15 protein-coding genes and 1 pseudogene are annotated in these 16,994 nt (G+C 71.1%); 8 read left to right on the top strand and 8 right to left on the bottom strand.

What is annotated here, in order from left to right:
• Nucleotides 1-228 precede the first annotated feature (228 nt).
• The gene (locus AQJ11_RS10660) at nt 229-645 is read left to right on the top strand and encodes a contact-dependent growth inhibition system immunity protein (RefSeq protein WP_059262883.1); all 417 of its coding nucleotides are present in this window, start codon (nt 229-231) and stop codon (nt 643-645) included.
• Between the two features lie 33 nt (nt 646-678).
• Nucleotides 679-969 (top strand): DUF6881 domain-containing protein, encoded by a 291-nt coding sequence (locus AQJ11_RS52370; RefSeq protein ID WP_079082273.1) that lies wholly within the window; start codon nt 679-681, stop codon nt 967-969.
• Nucleotides 970-1,296: 327 nt separating this feature from the next.
• Here the strand turns inward: AQJ11_RS52370 and AQJ11_RS10665 are convergent, their stop codons facing one another.
• Nucleotides 1,297-1,788, bottom strand: coding sequence for a hypothetical protein (locus AQJ11_RS10665; protein ID WP_059262885.1), 492 nt, complete (start codon nt 1,786-1,788; stop codon nt 1,297-1,299).
• A 358-nt stretch (nt 1,789-2,146) separates the two neighbouring features.
• Here AQJ11_RS10665 and AQJ11_RS10670 point away from each other — a divergent pair.
• Nucleotides 2,147-3,490 (top strand): annotated as a pseudogene (locus AQJ11_RS10670) (M14 family metallopeptidase).
• A 1-nt stretch (nt 3,491) separates the two neighbouring features.
• Here AQJ11_RS10670 and AQJ11_RS10675 read toward each other — a convergent pair.
• The 5 genes from AQJ11_RS10675 to AQJ11_RS10695 all read right to left on the bottom strand — a co-directional run bounded on the left by AQJ11_RS10675 (nt 3,492) and on the right by AQJ11_RS10695 (nt 7,998).
• Nucleotides 3,492-4,151 (bottom strand): hypothetical protein, encoded by a 660-nt coding sequence (locus tag AQJ11_RS10675; protein ID WP_398780995.1) that lies wholly within the window; start codon nt 4,149-4,151, stop codon nt 3,492-3,494.
• Nucleotides 4,152-4,188: 37 nt separating this feature from the next.
• The gene (locus AQJ11_RS10680) at nt 4,189-5,667 is read right to left on the bottom strand and encodes a GntP family permease (RefSeq protein ID WP_059262887.1); all 1,479 of its coding nucleotides are present in this window, start codon (nt 5,665-5,667) and stop codon (nt 4,189-4,191) included.
• 125 nt (nt 5,668-5,792) lie between these two features.
• Complete coding sequence (locus tag AQJ11_RS10685; RefSeq protein WP_059262889.1) at nt 5,793-6,203, bottom strand: RidA family protein; 411 nt, start codon at nt 6,201-6,203, stop codon at nt 5,793-5,795.
• Nucleotides 6,200-6,964, bottom strand: coding sequence for an IclR family transcriptional regulator (locus AQJ11_RS10690; RefSeq protein ID WP_058081714.1), 765 nt, complete (start codon nt 6,962-6,964; stop codon nt 6,200-6,202). The genes AQJ11_RS10685 and AQJ11_RS10690 overlap by 4 nt, the downstream gene beginning before the upstream one ends.
• The gene (locus AQJ11_RS10695; RefSeq protein WP_059262891.1) at nt 6,961-7,998 is read right to left on the bottom strand and encodes a sugar kinase; all 1,038 of its coding nucleotides are present in this window, start codon (nt 7,996-7,998) and stop codon (nt 6,961-6,963) included. Before AQJ11_RS10695 ends, AQJ11_RS10690 begins: the two co-directional genes overlap by 4 nt.
• Nucleotides 7,999-8,169: 171 nt before the next feature.
• On the opposite strand from AQJ11_RS10695, the gene AQJ11_RS10700 reads away from it, so the two are divergent.
• Both AQJ11_RS10700 and AQJ11_RS10705 read left to right on the top strand, forming a co-directional pair.
• Nucleotides 8,170-9,441, top strand: coding sequence for an amino acid deaminase (locus AQJ11_RS10700; RefSeq protein WP_059262892.1), 1,272 nt, complete (start codon nt 8,170-8,172; stop codon nt 9,439-9,441).
• A 9-nt stretch (nt 9,442-9,450) separates the two neighbouring features.
• On the top strand, nt 9,451-11,061 hold the full coding sequence (locus tag AQJ11_RS10705; RefSeq protein ID WP_059262893.1) for an N-acyl-D-amino-acid deacylase family protein: 1,611 nt from the start codon (nt 9,451-9,453) through the stop codon (nt 11,059-11,061).
• A gap of 7 nt (nt 11,062-11,068) precedes the next feature.
• Here AQJ11_RS10705 and AQJ11_RS10710 read toward each other — a convergent pair whose 3' ends face one another.
• Together AQJ11_RS10710 and AQJ11_RS10715 are read right to left on the bottom strand one after the other, a co-directional pair.
• The gene (locus AQJ11_RS10710) at nt 11,069-11,902 is read right to left on the bottom strand and encodes a trypsin-like serine peptidase (protein WP_014674651.1); all 834 of its coding nucleotides are present in this window, start codon (nt 11,900-11,902) and stop codon (nt 11,069-11,071) included.
• Between the two features lie 1,140 nt (nt 11,903-13,042).
• Entirely contained in the window at nt 13,043-13,837 is a 795-nt protein-coding gene (locus AQJ11_RS10715) for a hypothetical protein (RefSeq protein ID WP_244218188.1), read from the bottom strand.
• 126 nt (nt 13,838-13,963) lie between these two features.
• Between AQJ11_RS10715 and AQJ11_RS10720 the strand changes: the two genes are divergently transcribed.
• From AQJ11_RS10720 to AQJ11_RS10730, 3 genes are all read left to right on the top strand, one after another.
• On the top strand, nt 13,964-15,175 hold the full coding sequence (locus AQJ11_RS10720; protein ID WP_014674648.1) for a pyridoxal phosphate-dependent aminotransferase: 1,212 nt from the start codon (nt 13,964-13,966) through the stop codon (nt 15,173-15,175).
• Nucleotides 15,176-15,263: 88 nt separating this feature from the next.
• Entirely contained in the window at nt 15,264-15,683 is a 420-nt protein-coding gene (locus AQJ11_RS10725) for an SCO4983 family protein (RefSeq protein ID WP_014674647.1), read from the top strand.
• A gap of 228 nt (nt 15,684-15,911) precedes the next feature.
• On the top strand, nt 15,912-16,988 hold the full coding sequence (locus AQJ11_RS10730) for a substrate-binding domain-containing protein (RefSeq protein ID WP_059262894.1): 1,077 nt from the start codon (nt 15,912-15,914) through the stop codon (nt 16,986-16,988).
• Nucleotides 16,989-16,994: the final 6 nt, after the last annotated feature.

Below are 16,994 nucleotides of genomic sequence, written 5' to 3' on the forward strand. Positions count from 1 at the left end.
CGCTCGCCTCTCCCCCGTACCGGAGGGGGCCGCTGGGCCGCCTCACCCTCCACCAGAAGAGACGTCAGTCCCCCACCCGGTCAGTTGGTCGCACGGTAGGACGACGGTACGCCGTTCAATCCACACAACGAGCTGAAGCAGGTACGGGACTGTCCAGGTAGTTGACCGCCTCAATGGGTTCTTGCATTCGATTGGACATCGCCAAGCCACTCGGAATTGGAGGAGCTTTTGCTTTCGCATTTTGTAGACAGAGGCAGCTCTATCGAAGATCTGGAGGGTAATCGATGGCCTGACCCTCCAAAAGCCAGCACGACCCTGGTTCGCAGCGTTCACGAGTTGCGGAGGCGAGCCATCAAGGACCTCACAGTGGAAGATCTACGCCGGCTGATCACCCAGGATGTCGGCCTGCGTTGGCTCCTTCCCACCGCTCTGGACTTCCTGCGCGAAACAGCACCACAGGAGGCGGCCGGCTGGTACGACGACGACTTGCTCTCAGCAGTGCTGACACGGCGGGAGTCGGTATGGCGGAGCGCGCCGGAACTGGCACGCCACCTCGACGGGACAGTGCGCATGCTCACCGACCTCTCGCCGCACATGCAGCGGGACGTGGAGTACTTCCGGACCACACTGTCGGACTTACTGTGACACCTCTGCAAATCGCTACACAAAGGGCTGACCATGGAACATTGGAAGGTTGACTGGGCACATGAATTTCAATCGGAACCAGTCCGCTTCTATAGCGAAATCGGAAGCGATGGATATGAAGCACGAAAGATTCAACTCTACCGGGACGGACGAATATTGAAGGCCGACGCGTTCCACGAGTCCGCGGAAATCGGTCTGAGTGAAGTACCCGTCGGATCGATCGATGATGTGGCCAACCAGCCAGACTTCTCAGCTTCTTCGATCAGCTCTGAAGAGTTCGAGCGAGCATGGCGAACCGCCTCGTGGCCGCCGAGACGGCGGTGATTGGCGGATTTGAGCCACGCAGCGACGTCTCCGGACGGCCCCAGCCTTCACTTCTCCCTACGCCCCCTGGAACAAATCCGCCAATCACCGCCACCACCGGCCGTTGGCCGCCAAGCCGGCCCGGCGTGCCGGCGAGGTGCTGGGCGCCCCCGCTCACCGGGCCGGACGTCCGCCGCGTGGACGGACTGGAAGGCGACGGCGGGCAACGCGTGGTCCAACTCGGTCGGAGGGCACGTCCACGCACTGCCGAGATCTGACCCACCAGCCGTCCCCGGCGCCCGGACCCTCCCGGTCCGGGCGCTTTCCTGTGGGGTACCCGCCGTCATCTCAGTCCGGCAGACATGCCGGGAAGTCCGCGGTGGTCTGAACCGACTCAGCCGACACCCAACCCGTCGTGGGGTAGTTGTTGACGTTGGTGACGACGAGATAGAAAATGCCATCGCCAGCCGGGCTCTTAACGGTGCAGGCGGCGGAGACATCGGTACCGCCGGGCAGAAAGGCCACGACGTCGGCGTTGTCCTGCGGTGCCGAGAGGAGATTGGTCGGTGTCACGCCGACCTGCGGCAGCGAGTTGGGGCGTCCCGGGGCCCCGGATCCGATCGTGTGGTTGGCTCCGGTGACGTGGCCGGTTCCGGTGAGGATCTGTCCACACGACTGGTAGCTGTTCTCGTTGTGGTTTCCCTGATTGGTGATGACGCACGGCCTGTAGCCATCTCCGTCGTCCATCTGTGCGGCGTGGACGACGGTTCCCATACCGATGAAGCTGGTGAGGGCCAGAAGCGACGTGGTCGTGGTCAGCCCGCGGCGGATGAAGGGCATATCGCACTCATTCCGTGAATTCTCCTGCGCTATTGCCTCTTCATCGTGTCTTCCGGCGGGCCCTGAACCATGGAGGCGTGACTGAGGCTTCGCCCGGATGGCTCACTGCCCAAGTAGGTGGCATCCCAGGCGAATTGGAGCGGTGCGAAGCCGCCGGCTTCGGAAGGCGCGTCGGCATCGGCCTGCCGTTTCCGGTCGTTCCCCCCACTCGTACTTGACCTGATCATGCCAACACGCACCATGAGCGCCAACCCGCACAGCGAGTTCACAGGGAGCCCGACCGAAGGCCCCCGCCGGCTCGCATCCGCACGTCGCACGGGAACACCCCACCTCCCCTCCACCCCCACAAGGAGAGTTCATGCGACTTCGCATCCGCGGCTCCGGCGCGCGTGGTGGCAGACGTACCGCCGTTCTCGGTGCGCTGCTGGCCCTCGCGCTCGCCGCACCGGTCTCGGCCGGCGTCGAGCATGCCACCGCCGACAGCGTGCGCAGGGCCGGACCGGCCGACGACGGCGTACGGCAGTACGAGATCCACCAGAGCACGACCCCCGTGACCCGTACGGCCATCCAGGCGGCTGGTGTCACCGTCGACGAGGCCGACGAGGAGAGCGTCGTCGTGTCCGGGCGGGCCGAGCAGATCCGCAGGCTCCGGCGGCTCGGGTACGACGTGCAGCCGTTGGGGGCGGTGCCGCAGCGGTCCGGGGCGCGGCTCTACGACTTCCCCGGCGCCGACGCGAAGTACCACAACTACGCCGAGACGAACGCCGAGATCGACCAGCGGCTCGCCGCCTACCCGGGCATCATGAGCAAGCGGGTGATCGGGAAGTCGTACCAGGGGCGGGACATCGTCGCCATCAAGGTCAGCGACAACGTCGGCACCGACGAGGACGAACCGGAAGTGCTGTTCACCGCTCATTAGCACGCACGGGAGCACTTGACCGTGGAGATGGCGCTGTACCTGCTGCGCGAACTCGGCGCGGGGTACGGGACCGACTCCCGGATCACGAACATCGTCAACAGCCGGGAGATCTGGATCGTGCCCGATCTCAACCCGGACGGGGGCGAGTACGACATCGCCAGCGGGTCGTACCGGTCGTGGCGGAAGAACCGGCAGCCCAACTCCGGTTCCTCGTACGTCGGTACGGATCTCAACCGGAACTGGAACCACAAGTGGGGCTGCTGCGGCGGGTCGTCGGGGTCGACGTCCTCCGAGACCTACCGGGGGTCCGCCGCCGAGTCCGCGCCCGAGGTGAAGGTCGTCTCCGACTTCGTGCGCGGCCGGGTCGTCGGCGGCAAGCAGCAGATCAAGGCCGGCATCGACTTCCACACCTACAGCGAGCTGGTGCTCTGGCCGTTCGGGTGGACGTACAACGACACCGCCGCCGGGATGACCGCGGACGACGCCGCCGCGTTCAAGGCCGTGGGGCAGAAGATGGCCGCCAGCAACGGGTACACGGCGGAGCAGTCCAGCGACCTGTACATCACCGACGGGTCCATCGACGACTACCTCTGGGGCGTGCACAAGATCTTCGACTACACCTTCGAGATGTATCCGACGTCCAGCTCCGGAGGCGGGTTCTACCCGCCCGACGAAGTCATCGAGCGGGAGACCTCCCGGAACAGGGACGCTGTGTTGCAGCTGCTGGAGAACGCCGACTGTATGTACCGGTCGATCGGCAAGGCCGCCCAGTACTGCGGTTAGGTCACGCCTCCTCGAAGTAGGCGTCGAGCACCGCGTCGATCTGCTCGTCCCACTCCTTGAAGCGCGCCCTGGCCGCCGCCTCGATCTCGATCGGGTACCAGCGGCGGTCAGGGGTGTGCACGGTGATCGTGTAGCGCTTGCCGAAGCGGGGCGACTCCGTCTCCACCGCCGCGATCTCGTCCCAGCGGAACTCGCAGGCCTCCTCGTCCAGGCTGAGCCGGACGCCCTTGCGGTCGGCCACGATCCGCGCCCGGCGGTCGGACGCCTCGAAGACCGGGCCGTCGGCCTTGTCCTCGGCGTCCGCGTCGGCGACGTCCTCGGCGTCCGCGTCGGCGACGTCCTCGGCATCCGCGTCGGCGACGTCCTCGGCGTCCGCGTCGGCGACGGCTTCCGCGCCCGCCTCCTCGGCGTCCACCCGTTCAGGGGACGCCGGTTCGGCGGACGGCGGCTCCTGCGCCCCCTTCGGCTCCGGTGACTTCGCCACCCCGTCCGTCGGTGTCGGACCCGTGATCCCCGGGACGAAGGCCGGGTCGAAACCGGCGCCCATCACAGGCTCGGCCTTCACGGGTCCGGCCTTCGACGGCCCCGCCTGCGAAGGCTCCGCCGTCAACGGCTCCGCGGCCTCGGTCGGCTCGCTGCTCGATCCTATGCGCTGCTCCACGGCGGCAGTATGGACGACTTCCCTGTGCCGGAACCAGTCAGCTCACGAACACGCTGACCACCGCCGCCACCGCGAACCCCGCCAGTGACAGCACCGACTCCAGGACCGTCCAGGTCCGCAGCGTGTCGCGTTCGCTGATGCCGAAGTACTTGGCCACCATCCAGAATCCGCCGTCGTTGACGTGCGAGGCGAAGATGGAGCCCGCCGAGATGGCCATGATGACGAGGGCGACGAAGGCCTGCGAGTGGTGGCCCTCGGAGAGCAGGGGCGCCACGATGCCCGCCGTCGTGACGATCGCGACCGTCGCCGAGCCCTGGGCGACCCGCAGGACCACCGAGATCAGGTAGGACAGGACGATCACGGGCAGGCCCACGTCGTGGAAGGTGTCCGACAGCGCCTGCGCCACCCCGCTCGCCTTCAGTACGGCGCCGAAGACGCCGCCCGCGCCGACGACCAGCAGGATGTTGCCGATCGGCTTCAGGGACGCCGTCGACACCGTCTCCAGGGACTTGCGGGACCAGCCGCGGCGGATGCCGAGCAGGTAGTAGGCGAGGAGCAGGGCGATCGTCAGGGCGACGAAGGGGTGGCCGAAGAACTCGACGACCGAGCGGCCCGTGGAGGGGTCGAAGGCGATCGAGGAGAAGGTGGCGGCGAGGATCAGGATCAGCGGCGTACCGATGATGGCGAGGACCGTGCCCAGCGGCACCGGCTCCTCGCGCGGCTCGACACCCGAGGCGCGCTGCTCCTGGAGGACGGCCTGCTTCGCCTCCGCCGCGGCCTCCACCATGTCCTGCGGTACGGCGACGAAGACGCGGCGGCCGATCCACGCGGAGTACGCCCAGGCGGCCAGCACGGCGGGGATGCCGCAGACGACGCCCATGAGGATGACCCAGCCGAGGTCGACGTGGAGCAGTCCGGCGGCGGCCACCGGGCCCGGGTGCGGGGGCAGGAAGGCGTGGGTCATCGACAGGCCGGCCAGCAGGGGCAGGCAGTACAGGAGGATGGAGCGGCCACTGCGCTTGGCGGCGGCGTAGACGATCGGCGCCAGGACGAAGATGCCGACGTCGAAGAAGACCGGGATGCCGAAGATCAGGCCGGTCAGGCCCATCGCGAGGGGGGCGCGGCGCTCGCCGAACAGGGCGAGCAGGCGCGAGGCCAGCACCTCCGCGCCGCCGCTGACCTCCAGGACGGCGCCGAGCATGGTGCCGAGGCCGATGATGATCGCGACGTGACCGAGGATGCCGCCCATGCCGGACTCGATGGTGGACACCGCGTCCGAGCGCTGGACCGTGCCGAAGAGTTCGGTGACCGACAGGCCGGCGAGCAGGCCGACGGCTATGGAGACGGCGAGCAGGGCGACGAACGGCTGGAGCCTGACCTTGATGATCAGGAAGAGGAGCAGGGCGATGCCCACGGCGGCGACCGTGAGCAGTCCGGCCGTGCCGTCGACGAGGAGGAGCAGGCCTCCGGTGTGGGGTGGCGCGGCGGGGGCGGGAGCGGCGAGCGGATAGGACATACGGGGGTCCTCTACGTAAATGCATACTGCTTTCGGGCAGGGGGGAGCGCGGCACGGCGCCTCGTGAGGTGCCGTGCCGTACCGGACGTGCGGGAGGTGCGGGGGGTACGAGGGGTGAGCGGACGTCAGCCGAGGACGGCGAGGGCGTCGATCTCGATGAGGAGGCCGGCCGGCAGACCGACGTAGACCGTCGTGCGGGCGGCGGGCGGCTGGGTGAGGCCCTGCTCCTCGAAGTAGGCGTTGTAGATCTCGTTCATCTCGGCGAAGTGGCCGACGTCGGTGAGGTAGACGCGGATCATCATCACGTCGTCCCAGCCGGCGCCGCCCTCCTCCAGGATCGCCTTGACGTTGGCGAGGGTCTGGAGGGTCTGCTCGCGCAGGGAGGGGCCGGCGAGCGTGGGGGGCTTGCCCTCCTCGGCGGGCAGGAAGCCGACCTGGCCGGCGACCTGGAGGATGTTGCCCTTGCGCACGCCGTGCGAGAACTTCGCGGGCGGGGTGGTGTGGGTCTTCGGGGTGAGGGCGATCTTGTCGGTCATGCGGTGCGGTCCTTCACTGGGGTGCGTCCGGAGTACTCGCCGCTGATCGCGTCCGCCGTACGGCGCACCAGCGGGAGGAGGGTGAGGAGTTCCTCGGCGGTGACGACCACGTTCGGCGCGGACACCGACATGGCGGCGACCACCCGGCCGTCGGCGCCGCGGATGGGGGCGGCGACGCAGTTGATGGACTCCTCGTGGCCACCGAGGTCGGTGGCCCAGCCCTGTTCGCGCACGGTGGCCAGCTCCTTCAGGAAGGCCTCGGCGTGGGGGGTCGAACGGGCCGTGTACAGGGGGTAGTCGAGCTGCTGGGCGAGGGCGCGGCGCTCGGGTTCGGGCAGGTCGGCGAGGAGCAGCTTGGCCACGGCGGCGACGGTGATGGCGACGGGCTTGCCGATCCGCGAGTACATGCGCACCGGGTAGCGGCTCTCGACCTTGTCGATGTACAGCACCTCGTTCTCCTCGTAGACGGCGAGGTGGACGGTGTGGCCGCACTGCTCGTTCAGCCGTACGAGGTGGGGGTGGGCGATCTCGCGGATGTCGAGGTTCTCCATCGCCTCCTGTGCGAGGGCGAAGAGGCGGGCGCCGAGGCGGTAGCGCTGGTCGGACTGGCGGTAGACCAGGCCGTGTTCGTGCAGGGTGCGCAGGAGGCGGAGGGCCGTGGACTTGTGCACGCCGAGGCGGTCGGCGACCTGGCCGAGATCGGCGGGGCCCTCGGCCAGCAGCGGCAGGATGCTCAACGCGCGGTCGACGGTCTGACTCATGGGATGTTCGCCTCCTCCTCGGCCTGCTCGGCTTGCGTCCAGCCGGGGCCGAGTCGAAGTCTCCCCCATGCGTCGTCGTCCAGGGCGGCGAGGCGGTCGGCGTGGCCGCGGGCGGGGGGTGCGGCCAGGTCGCCCGGGGTGGTGAGGGCGGCGGCGGCGAAGAGGTGGCCGTACCGGAGCCGGTCCCTGACGGTCAGCCCCCGCAGGGTCGCCGAGAGGAAGCCTGCGGCGAAGGCGTCTCCCGCGCCGACGTGGGCGACGACGTCGACCCCGGGTGCGCGGACGTGTGTCGCGGTACCGCCGGCGTCTTCCATGCCGTCGGTGCCTCTGGCGAAGGCGGTCGCTCCTCCCTTGCCCTGTTTGACGACGACGATGTCCGGTTGGGGCAGTGCCTCGACGATGGAGGCCCCGCCGTGCAGCCCCCAGGCGTCACGGGCCTCGTCCGCGCCGACGAACACGATGTCCGCGCGCCGCGCCAGCTCCAGCAGGACATGGGCGCCCTCGCCGTCGCCCCACAGTCCCGGGCGGTAGTTCACGTCGAAGGAGATCAGCGGGCGCCCCGGGGCGGGGGCCGTCAGCTCGTGCAACAGCTCCCGGCACTCGTCCGACAGCGCGGCGGTGATGCCGGTCAGGTGCAGGACGCGGGCCGACCGGGCCGCCGTCAGGTCGACGTTCCCCGGCGACATCGCCGACGCCGCCGAGCCCGCCCGGTAGTACGCCACCTCGTGCGCGCCCGTTCCCCGGTCCCCGGCGGTGCGGAAGTAGACGCCCGTGGGCCGGCCGGGGTCCCGGTGCACGGCGGTGACGTCGACGCCGTAGCCGGCGATCCGCTCCAGCAGGTGGTCGCCGAAGCCGTCCGCGCCGACGCGGCTGACCCAGCGTGCGGTGTGTCCGAACGCGGCCAGGGCGCAGGCGACGTTGGACTCGGCGCCGCCGATGGCCCGGTCGAAGGAGGGGACGTCGGCGAGGCGGCCGGGGCGGCTGGGCAGGAAGGTGACCATGGACTCACCGAGCGCCACCACGTCCACGTCCATGACATTCCGCGGGTGCGCAACGGCCGAGGCGTAAGCAGCGTCGTTGATGATGACTCCTGTCGATCGCTCGGCCGGCGGATCCGTTGACCCGGTGTTCGGCGAGATGCTAGACACCTGTAAGCACTACACGCAATGGCTGTTGCACAGATTGCAACGCCTGAGAGGGGCTTCATGGGCACCGAAGCGCTCACCCGCCTTGCCGAGGAACGTGTCGACCACCGCTTCAAGGGCCTGCCCCCGGACGCCGACGGCCTGACCGTCGCCGAGCTGGCCGCCCAGCGCCGCAACCTCTTCCGGGACGGCGACGGCTTCACCACCCCCGTCCTCGCGCTGTCGGCCGAGCGCCTGGAGCACAACCTCGCGCTGATGGAGACGTACACCACCCGGCACGGTCTCGCCTTCGCCCCGCACGGCAAGACCTCCATGGCCCCGCAGCTCTTCCACCGCCAGATCGAGCACGGCGCCTGGGGCATCACGCTCGCGGTGCCGCACCAGGTGCGGGTGGCCCGCGCGTTCGGCGTCCAGCGGGTCTTCCTCGCCAACGAGCTGGTGGACGCGCCCGCCCTGCGCTGGATCGCCGGCGAGCTGGCCGCCGACCCGGAGTTCCGGTTCGTCTGCTACGTCGACTCCGTGCGCGGGGTGGAGCTGATGGACGCGTCCCTGGCCGGCACGGCCCGCCCGGTGGACGTCGTGATCGAGCTGGGCGCGGGCGAGGGGGCCCGGACGGGCGTGCGCACGGAGACGGAGTGCGCGGCCGTCGCCGCGGCCGTGGCCGCCGTACCGACCCTGCGCCTGGTCGGCGTGGCGGGGTACGAGGGCGAGGTGCCGCGGGCCGATCCGGAGCGCGTGCGGGCGTATCTGCGGCGGCTGGTGGCGCTGGCCGCCGACCTCGACAAGGGCGGGCTGTTCGGCAAGGCCGAGGAGATCGTGGTGAGCGCAGGCGGCAGCGCCTGGTTCGACGCCGTCGCCGACGTCTTCGCCGGCATCCCCGAACTGTCGCGGCCCGTACTGAAGTTGCTGCGCTCGGGCGCGTACGTCTCGCACGACGACGGGCACTACCGCAGGCTCACCCCGTTCGGCCGGGTGCCCGAGGAGGGCGCCCTGGAGCCCGCCTTCCGGCTGTGGGCGCAGGTCGTCTCCCGGCCGACCCCCGAGCAGGCCTTCGCCAACGCGGGCAAGCGTGACGCGGCCTACGACCTTGACCTGCCCACCGCCCAGGTGGTGCGCCGCGACGGCGAGGAGCGCCCGGCCACCGGCATCACCGTGACCGGGCTCTCCGACCAGCACGCCTGGCTGCGCACGGAGGCGGAGGCGGACCTGGCGGTCGGCGACTGGATCGGCCTCGGCCTGTCCCACCCGTGCACGTCCTTCGACAAGTGGCAGCTCATCCCGGTGGCCGAGGCGGACGGCACGGTCGTCGACTACATCCGTACGTTCTTCTAGGAGGCCCGCGTGGAGGACCTGGTCATCCGGGACGCCGACGTCGTCGACGGCAGCGGGGCGGACGCGTACCGCGCCGATGTCGTGATCGACGCCGGCCGGATCGTCTCGATCGTCAAGGAGGCCGCCGCGGCGGGCTGCCAGCGCCCGCGCGCCATGCGGGAGATCGACGCGGAGGGCCTGGTCCTCTCCCCCGGCTTCATCGACATGCACGCCCACTCCGACCTGGCCCTGCTGCGCGACCCCGATCACAGCGCGAAGGCCGCGCAGGGGGTCACGCTGGAGGTCCTCGGCCAGGACGGGCTGTCGTACGCCCCGGTGGACGACCGCACGCTGGAGGGGGTGCGCCGGGCGATCACCGGCTGGAACGGGTACGGCGAGGACATCGACTTCGACTGGCGGAGCGTCGGCGAGTACCTGGACCGGCTCGACCGGGGCATCGCCGTGAACGCGGCCTACCTGATCCCGCAGGGCACGGTCCGGGCGCTCGTCGTCGGCTGGGAGGACCGCGAGCCGACCCCCGACGAACTGGACCGGATGCGGCGGCTGGTGGCCGAGGGGCTGGAACAGGGCGCGGTCGGGCTGTCCTCCGGGCTGACGTACACGCCCGGGATGTACGCCCAGGACGCCGAACTGACCGAGCTGTGCCGCGTGGTGGCGTCCTACGGCGGCTACTACTGCCCGCACCACCGCTCCTACGGCGCCGGCGCCCTGGAGGCGTACGCCGAGATGGTCGACCTGGCCCGGGAGGCGGGCTGCCCGCTGCACCTCGCGCACGCGACGATGAACTTCGGCGTCAACGAGGGCCGGGCACCGGAACTGCTCGCCCTGCTCGACCGGGCCCTGGACGCGGGCGCGGACATCACCCTGGACACCTACCCCTACACCCCCGGCTGCACCACGCTGGCCGCGCTGCTGCCGAGCTGGGCGAGCGAGGGCGGCCCGCGGGAGATCCTGGCCCGGCTCACCGACCCGGCGACGGCCGAGCGGATCCGGTACGACCTGGAGGTCACCGGCTCGGACGGCTGCCACGGCGTGCCGGTGGAGTGGGAGACGGTCGAGATCTCCGGGGTGACCGATCCGGGCCTGGCCGACGTCGTGGGCCGTACGGTCCGTCAGGCGGCGGAGCTGCGCGGCGAGACCCCCTGGGCCACGGCGCACCGGCTGCTGGTCGGGGACCGGCTCGGGACGACCATCCTCCAGCACGTCGGCCACGAGGAGAACGTCCGCGCGATCATGCGGCACCGCGCGCACACCGGTGGCTCCGACGGCATCCTGCGGGGCAGCAAGCCGCACCCGCGTGCGTACGGCACCTTCCCGCGGTATCTCGGCCACTACGTGCGGGAGTTGGGGGTGCTGACGCTGGAGGAGTGCGTCGCCCACCTCACCTCCCGGCCCGCGGCGCGGCTGCGGCTGCCGGACCGCGGGCTGGTGCGCGAGGGCTACCGGGCCGACCTGGTCCTGTTCGACCCGGAGACGGTCGCGCCCGGCGCCACCTTCGCCGAGCCCCGCAGACTGCCGGCCGGCATCCCGTACGTGCTGGTCGACGGCCGGTTCGTCATCGAGGACGGCAGGCGGACGGACGTCCTGGCGGGGCGGTCCGTCCGCCGTACGCCGCGGTGAACCGCGCCTACGGCTTGGGCAGGGTGCAGCCGGCCGCGCTCAGGTTGAGCTTGTTGCCGGTGGTGAAGCAGGCCGGGATGTTGTACGTCTCCTCGGCGTAGTTGATGCCCTGGCGGACGGTGACGGTGCCGTTCGCGTCGACCTCGCACGGGTTGTTCACCGTGCACTGCTGGCCGTCCTCGTTGCCGGTGTTGTTGACGGCGACGACCTTGCCGGTGGCGGTGTCGATGACCGGGGAGCCGGAGGTGCCGCCGATGGTGTCGCAGGCGGAGGTGTAGCGGACCGAGTCCTTCCAGGTCCAGTCGCCCTCCTTCAGCCGGTACACGAACCCGTCGATGTTGCAGCCGTAGATGCGCTTCCAGTAGCCGGAGACCACCTTGATGGCGGTGCCGGCGACCGGGTGCGTGTCCTGCACGGTGAGCGGGCTGATGCCGTACGAGCTCTTGATCGCCGCGTAGGTGGTGGTGGTGCGGTAGATCGTGACGTCCGTGTCCGTCATGGTCGAGTAGACGACCTGGTTGGCGCGCAGGGTGGCGACCTTGGTGCCGGCGGAGTTCAGCAGGCCGAAGGTACGGCTGGAGGACTGGCCGGTGATGACCTCGCCGGGGTCCGGGAAGCCGGTCTCCAGGCAGTGGCCGTTCGTCAGCACGAGGGCCGGGTCGGTGTCGGCCGAGCCCGGGAAGCGGATGACGGAACCGGAGCAGTTGCTGAGCGAGACGGTGCCGGCGAAGTCGACCGTGACCGCGGCGGCCTTGGCGGAGTGCGGTGCGGCTACCGCCGGGGTCGCGCCCAGCCCGGCGATGGCCAGGGAGGAGAGCGCGGCAAGGAGAGGCTTGTTCACGTGGGGGTCCCCTCTGACGACTTGGGCGACCGGAGTCCTCCGGCCGCCCACTCGATTGTCATGCGCATTCTCAACGTCGGAGAGGGGAGGGGACAAGACGCCGTGTCAGGTCATAGGGGTTTCCCTGTACGGACGGACGACGGCCCCGCCGGGGCCCAGCACGCGGCGACTCGGCGGTCGGCGGGGGTGGTTGGCGGTGCGGTGGCCCCTGCCGGGGCGCCGGACGATGCCACGGCCGGCCGGCACCGAGGGCGTGATGACGACCGCCACGGACGGGCGGTGGCGGGTCCGTCGCGGCGCGATACTCGGCGCTCATCGCGGGTGGTTGGCGGTGCCGTGGCCCCTGCCGGACGGCGACACGGCCGGCATCGAGGGCGCGGCGGCGACCGCCACGGACGGACGGCGGCGGAGCCGTGGCGGCGCAGTACGCGGTGACACGGCCGGCACCGAGGGCATGGTGGCCACCGCCACGGACGGGCGACGGCGAGAACACCGTGACGCACACGGCGACTCGGCGCTCAGCACGGGGCGTGGCGATGCCGTGGCCCCTGCCGGGGGCACCGGACGGCGACACGGCCGACGCCGAGGGCAGGGCGGCCACCGCCACGGACGGACGGCGGCGGGAACGCCGTGTCCCACACGGCGACCCGGCGCTCAGCACGGGGCGTTGGCGGCTCCGTGGCCCCTGCCGGCGATGCCGGACGATGACACGGCCGGCACCCAGGGCAGGGCGGCCACCGCCACGGACCGGCGACGGCGAGAACGCCGTGACGCACACGGCGACTCGGCGCTCAGCGCGGGTAGTTAGCGGTGCCGTAGCCCCTGCCGGATGGGGCCAGACGGCGACACGGCCGGCACCCAGGGCGTGATGACCACCGCCACGGACCGGCGACGGCGAGAACACCGTGACGCACGCGGCGACCCGGCGCTCAGCAATGGTGATTGGCGGTGCCGTCGCCGTAGCCGGTGGCGCCGGACCGTGACACAGCCGGCACCCAGGGCGTGGTGGCCACCGCCACGGACCGGTGACGGCGGGAACGCCGTGACGCACGTGGCGACTCAGCGCTCAGCGCGGGTGTTGGCTGCGCCGTGGCCCCTGTCGGCGGAGCCGGCGCGGCGCAACATGCGGCGACCCGGCGCTCAGCGCGGGTGTTTCGTGGTGCCGTGGCCGTAGCCGTTGCCCCTGCCGGAGGTGCCGGGCGGGGACGTCGGTGGCGGGTCGGCCGTCGGCGTCCCCGTGGGGGTCGGTGCCGGTGCCGACGCGCCGGACGGCGACACGTCCGGTGCCGAGGGCGTGGTGGTGGCCGCCGGGCCGTCGGCCGTCCCGTTGTTCGCCTCTCCCCCGGCGCCGGTGTCCGAGGAGGCGGCCGAGCGCGACGGCACGGGGTCCCCGGCCTCCGGCGCGCTCGCGCTCGGCGAGGCGGTGTCCCCGCGCGGGCTCGCGGGAGTGGAGTCGACGCTCGCGCTCCCGCCCTTCTCGGGACGCGCGCCGGCCGGGGAGCCCGAGCCGCCCAGCGCGGCGAACGCGGCCACGGCGCCGGCCACGCCGAGGACCCCGGCGACGACCGCCACCCGGCGCCGGCCGCCCGCGCGGCGCGCGGCCCTTCGCCGCCCGGCCCGGCCCTCGCCGGGCCCGTCCGGATGCGTCGGCTCCGGGCGCTCCCCGGCTTCGGCCGCCGGCAAGGCATCCGGGGCCTCGTGAGCTCCGTATGTCCCACGGGCCTCGTCGGCCTCGCCGGCCTCATACAGGCCGGGCAGTTCGCGGGTCGCGTCGTAGGCGTCCTGCCAGCCGTGCGCGGCGGCGGGGTCGGCGTACTGCTCGTACGCGGGGGCCGGAGCCGGCTGCGGGTGGTACACGTTCGGCCGGGCTTCGGGCGCGCCGCCCGTTCCGTTCACGCCGTCCGCCCCCACCTCGTACTCCCGTTCCGTGGACATGCCAGCGAATTGTAGGGACGCAAGCGACTCCTGAGACACCTGACGGTGATATCCGGGCAAATCTCCGTGTCTCACGTGGCGGAAAACACGAGCCATGAGGCGTTACCGCGCCGTAAGCTCACGCACATGCAGGTGATCCAGTCGACCAAGCTCGCCAACGTCTGTTACGAGATCCGGGGCCCGGTTCTCGAAGAGGCCATGCGGCTTGAGGCGGCGGGCCACCGCATCCTCAAGCTCAACACCGGCAACCCGGCCGCCTTCGGCTTCGACTGCCCCCCGGAGATCCTGGAGGACATCCTCCGCAACGTCTCCACCGCGCACGGCTACGGCGACGCCAAGGGCCTGCTCGCCGCCCGCCGCGCGGTCGTGATGCACAACCAGACCCTCGGCATCGAGACCGACGTCGAGCACGTCTTCATCGGCAACGGCGTCTCCGAGCTGATCGTGATGGCGATGCAGGGGCTGCTGGACGACGGCGACGAGGTGCTCGTACCGGCCCCGGACTATCCGCTGTGGACGGCGGCCGTGTCCCTCTCGGGCGGTACGGCGGTGCACTACCGCTGCGACGAGCAGTCCGACTGGATGCCGGACCTCGCCGACGTCGAGCGCAAGGTCACCGACCGCACCAAGGCGATCGTCATCATCAACCCGAACAACCCCACGGGCGCGGTCTACGACGAGACGGTGCTCAAGGGCCTGACGGACATCGCCCGCCGGCACAACCTGCTCGTCTGCTCCGACGAGATCTACGACAAGATCCTCTACGACGGCGCCACGCACACCCCGACCGCGAAGGTCGCCCCGGACCTGCTCACCCTCACCTTCAACGGCATGTCGAAGGCGTACCGGGTGGCCGGCTACCGCGTCGGCTGGATGTCGATCTCCGGCCCGCGCGCCCACGCCGACTCCTACATCGAGGGCCTGACGATCCTGGCGAACATGCGGCTGTGCGCCAACATGCCGGGGCAGCACGGGGTGGTCGCCGCGCTCAGCGGACGCCAGACGATCAACGACCTGGTGCTGCCGGGCGGCCGGCTGAAGGAGCAGATGGACACCGCGTACGACCTGCTGACGCGGATTCCGGGGGTGAGCTGCGTACGGCCGAAGGGCGCGCTGTACCTGTTCCCGCGGCTGGACCCCGACGTCTTCAAGATCAAGGACGACCGGCGGATGGTCCTGGACCTGCTCCGCAAGGAGAAGATCATGGTCGTCCAGGGCACGGGCTTCAACTGGCCCGAGCCGGATCACTTCCGGGTGGTGACGCTGCCGACGGTGGGGGACCTGCGGGACGCGGTGACCCGCATCGGGAACTTCCTGGACGGATACAGCCAGCCGTAGTCGACGGGCTCCGTTCCGTGACCCGGCTCAACTTTAGACGAAATCCAAGCTAAGATGGCTTCCTGTCAGCGCACAGGAGGCCATCCCCATGTACGAGCCGATCCGCACCAAGTCGGTCCACAGCACGATGGCCGGCACCGCCTCGGACTTCCCCCACCGGTCGCGCGAGGAGGAGCTGGACATCCAGCTCGCCGGCCACCTCGCTGCGCTGCTCGCGGTCACCGACGAGCTGCGCGCACTGGGCCCGTCCGCCGACCTGGACACCGCCGCGGAGCGCCTCGCGGCGCAGGTGGCGCGGCTGCGGGGAGGACGTACGCCGCTGCGCGCGGCACCGGCCGCGGCCGGTGACCCCGTCGCCCTGCACCGGCGCGCGCACGCCCTCGCCGGGCGCGCGCTCGTGGTCGCCGCGTCCCGCGCCGACACGGCGGTGGCGATCCTCTCGGCCGAGCGGATGGACGCGCACGCCGCCGCGCTGTCCGCCGACCCGAAGGAACTCAGCACCGCCTGACCCCCGCGGGGGTCCCCCGATCGGCCCCGGTCCGCGCGCATCCGCAGCGACGCGCGGACCGGGCGCCACAAGCTGCGCTCCGTGCGCGTCTCCTTCCACGGGGCGCCGCCCGACGTCGCCGCCCCATTCCGGAGGGGTGACCTCCGGTTGCATACCGGGAACGGGACGTCACCCGTCGTTCATCTCGATGCGTGGGGAACGTGGGGTTCCGGGAGCACGCTCCCCGGCGTGAGACGTATCGCGGGAATCGTCCTCGCGGTCCTGCTGATCGGTGGCGTGGTGGCCGCCGTCGTAGCGGGCCGGCAAGGGGAGGACAAGGGCACGGCAACGAAGACCGTGCGTGGCGTGATCGGATCGGAGAAGGCCGACTTCTTCGCCGATCCCGACGTGGTGAAGGCCCTCGCCGCCAAGGGCTACACCGTCAAGGCCGAGGCCTCCGGGTCCTGGGCCATGGAGGGGCTGGACCTCAAGGGGTACGACTTCGCCTTCCCGTCCAGCCAGGCGCCCGCCGACCAGCTGGCGCGCAAGTACCACATCCAGGAGCCGCTGCCCCGGCCCTTCTACTCGCCGCTCGTGGTCGTGGCACACCGCGCCGCGGCCGACGTGCTCGCCGCGAACGGGCTGACGGTGCTCGACGGGAAGAACCGCGGCACGCTGAGGACGGGCGCCTACGTGGACGCCGCCCGGCACGACCGGACCTGGCAGCAGCTCAAGGGCGCCAAGGCCCACGGCGAGCTGACGGGCACCCTGTACATCGCCAGCACCGACCCCGAGTCCTCCAACTCCGGCGCCCTCTACCTCGCCGCCGCCTCCTACGTGGCCAACGGCGGCAAGGTGGTCGCCGGCAAGGCGGACCTCGACCGCACCGCCCCCCTGCTGCACAAGCTGGTCAGCGTCCAGGGCGCCCAGCAGTCCAGCACGGACGCGGTGTTCCGGGACTTCGTCAGCGGCGCGGGCAACCCGCTGGTGCTGGTGTACGAGTCGCAGGTCGCGGCGCTCCTCGCGGAGCGGCACGGCGTGGACGACCTGGTGGTGCTGTACCCGGACACCACCGTCAACAGCGACCACACCGTCGTACCGCTGAACGCGGACGGCCGGGCGCTCGGGGAGCTGCTCAGCACCGACCCGGCCCTGCGCAGGCTCGCCGTCCGGCACGGATTCCGGCCGCAGGGCGACGCCGCCGAGTTCGTCGCGGCCACCGCCGACCGCGCCGCCTACCTCAACCAGAAGCTCACCGGTGTCCGGCAGGCACCCGTGCCCACCTCCGCGGTGCTGCACGAGATGGCCCGCCGGGCCCGCGGATGACACGGG

Source organism: Streptomyces corchorusii, from assembly GCF_001514055.1.
In the GTDB taxonomy this organism is placed as follows: domain Bacteria; phylum Actinomycetota; class Actinomycetes; order Streptomycetales; family Streptomycetaceae; genus Streptomyces; species Streptomyces olivaceoviridis.

Bases quoted from the DNA above. Each gene is read 5' to 3' on its own strand.
- AQJ11_RS10715 (WP_244218188.1), bottom strand. From the start codon at position 13,837: ATGTCCACGGAACGGGAGTACGAGGTGGGGGCGGACGGCGTGAACGGA.
- AQJ11_RS10690 (WP_058081714.1), bottom strand. From the start codon at position 6,964: ATGAGTCAGACCGTCGACCGCGCGTTGAGCATCCTGCCGCTGCTGGCC.
- AQJ11_RS10665 (WP_059262885.1), bottom strand. From the start codon at position 1,788: ATGCCCTTCATCCGCCGCGGGCTGACCACGACCACGTCGCTTCTGGCC.
- AQJ11_RS10725 (WP_014674647.1), top strand. From the start codon at position 15,264: ATGTACGAGCCGATCCGCACCAAGTCGGTCCACAGCACGATGGCCGGC.
- AQJ11_RS10695 (WP_059262891.1), bottom strand. From the start codon at position 7,998: ATGGACGTGGACGTGGTGGCGCTCGGTGAGTCCATGGTCACCTTCCTG.
- AQJ11_RS10720 (WP_014674648.1), top strand. From the start codon at position 13,964: ATGCAGGTGATCCAGTCGACCAAGCTCGCCAACGTCTGTTACGAGATC.
- AQJ11_RS10680 (WP_059262887.1), bottom strand. From the start codon at position 5,667: ATGTCCTATCCGCTCGCCGCTCCCGCCCCCGCCGCGCCACCCCACACC.
- AQJ11_RS52370 (WP_079082273.1), top strand. From the start codon at position 679: ATGGAACATTGGAAGGTTGACTGGGCACATGAATTTCAATCGGAACCA.
- AQJ11_RS10700 (WP_059262892.1), top strand. From the start codon at position 8,170: ATGGGCACCGAAGCGCTCACCCGCCTTGCCGAGGAACGTGTCGACCAC.
- AQJ11_RS10685 (WP_059262889.1), bottom strand. From the start codon at position 6,203: ATGACCGACAAGATCGCCCTCACCCCGAAGACCCACACCACCCCGCCC.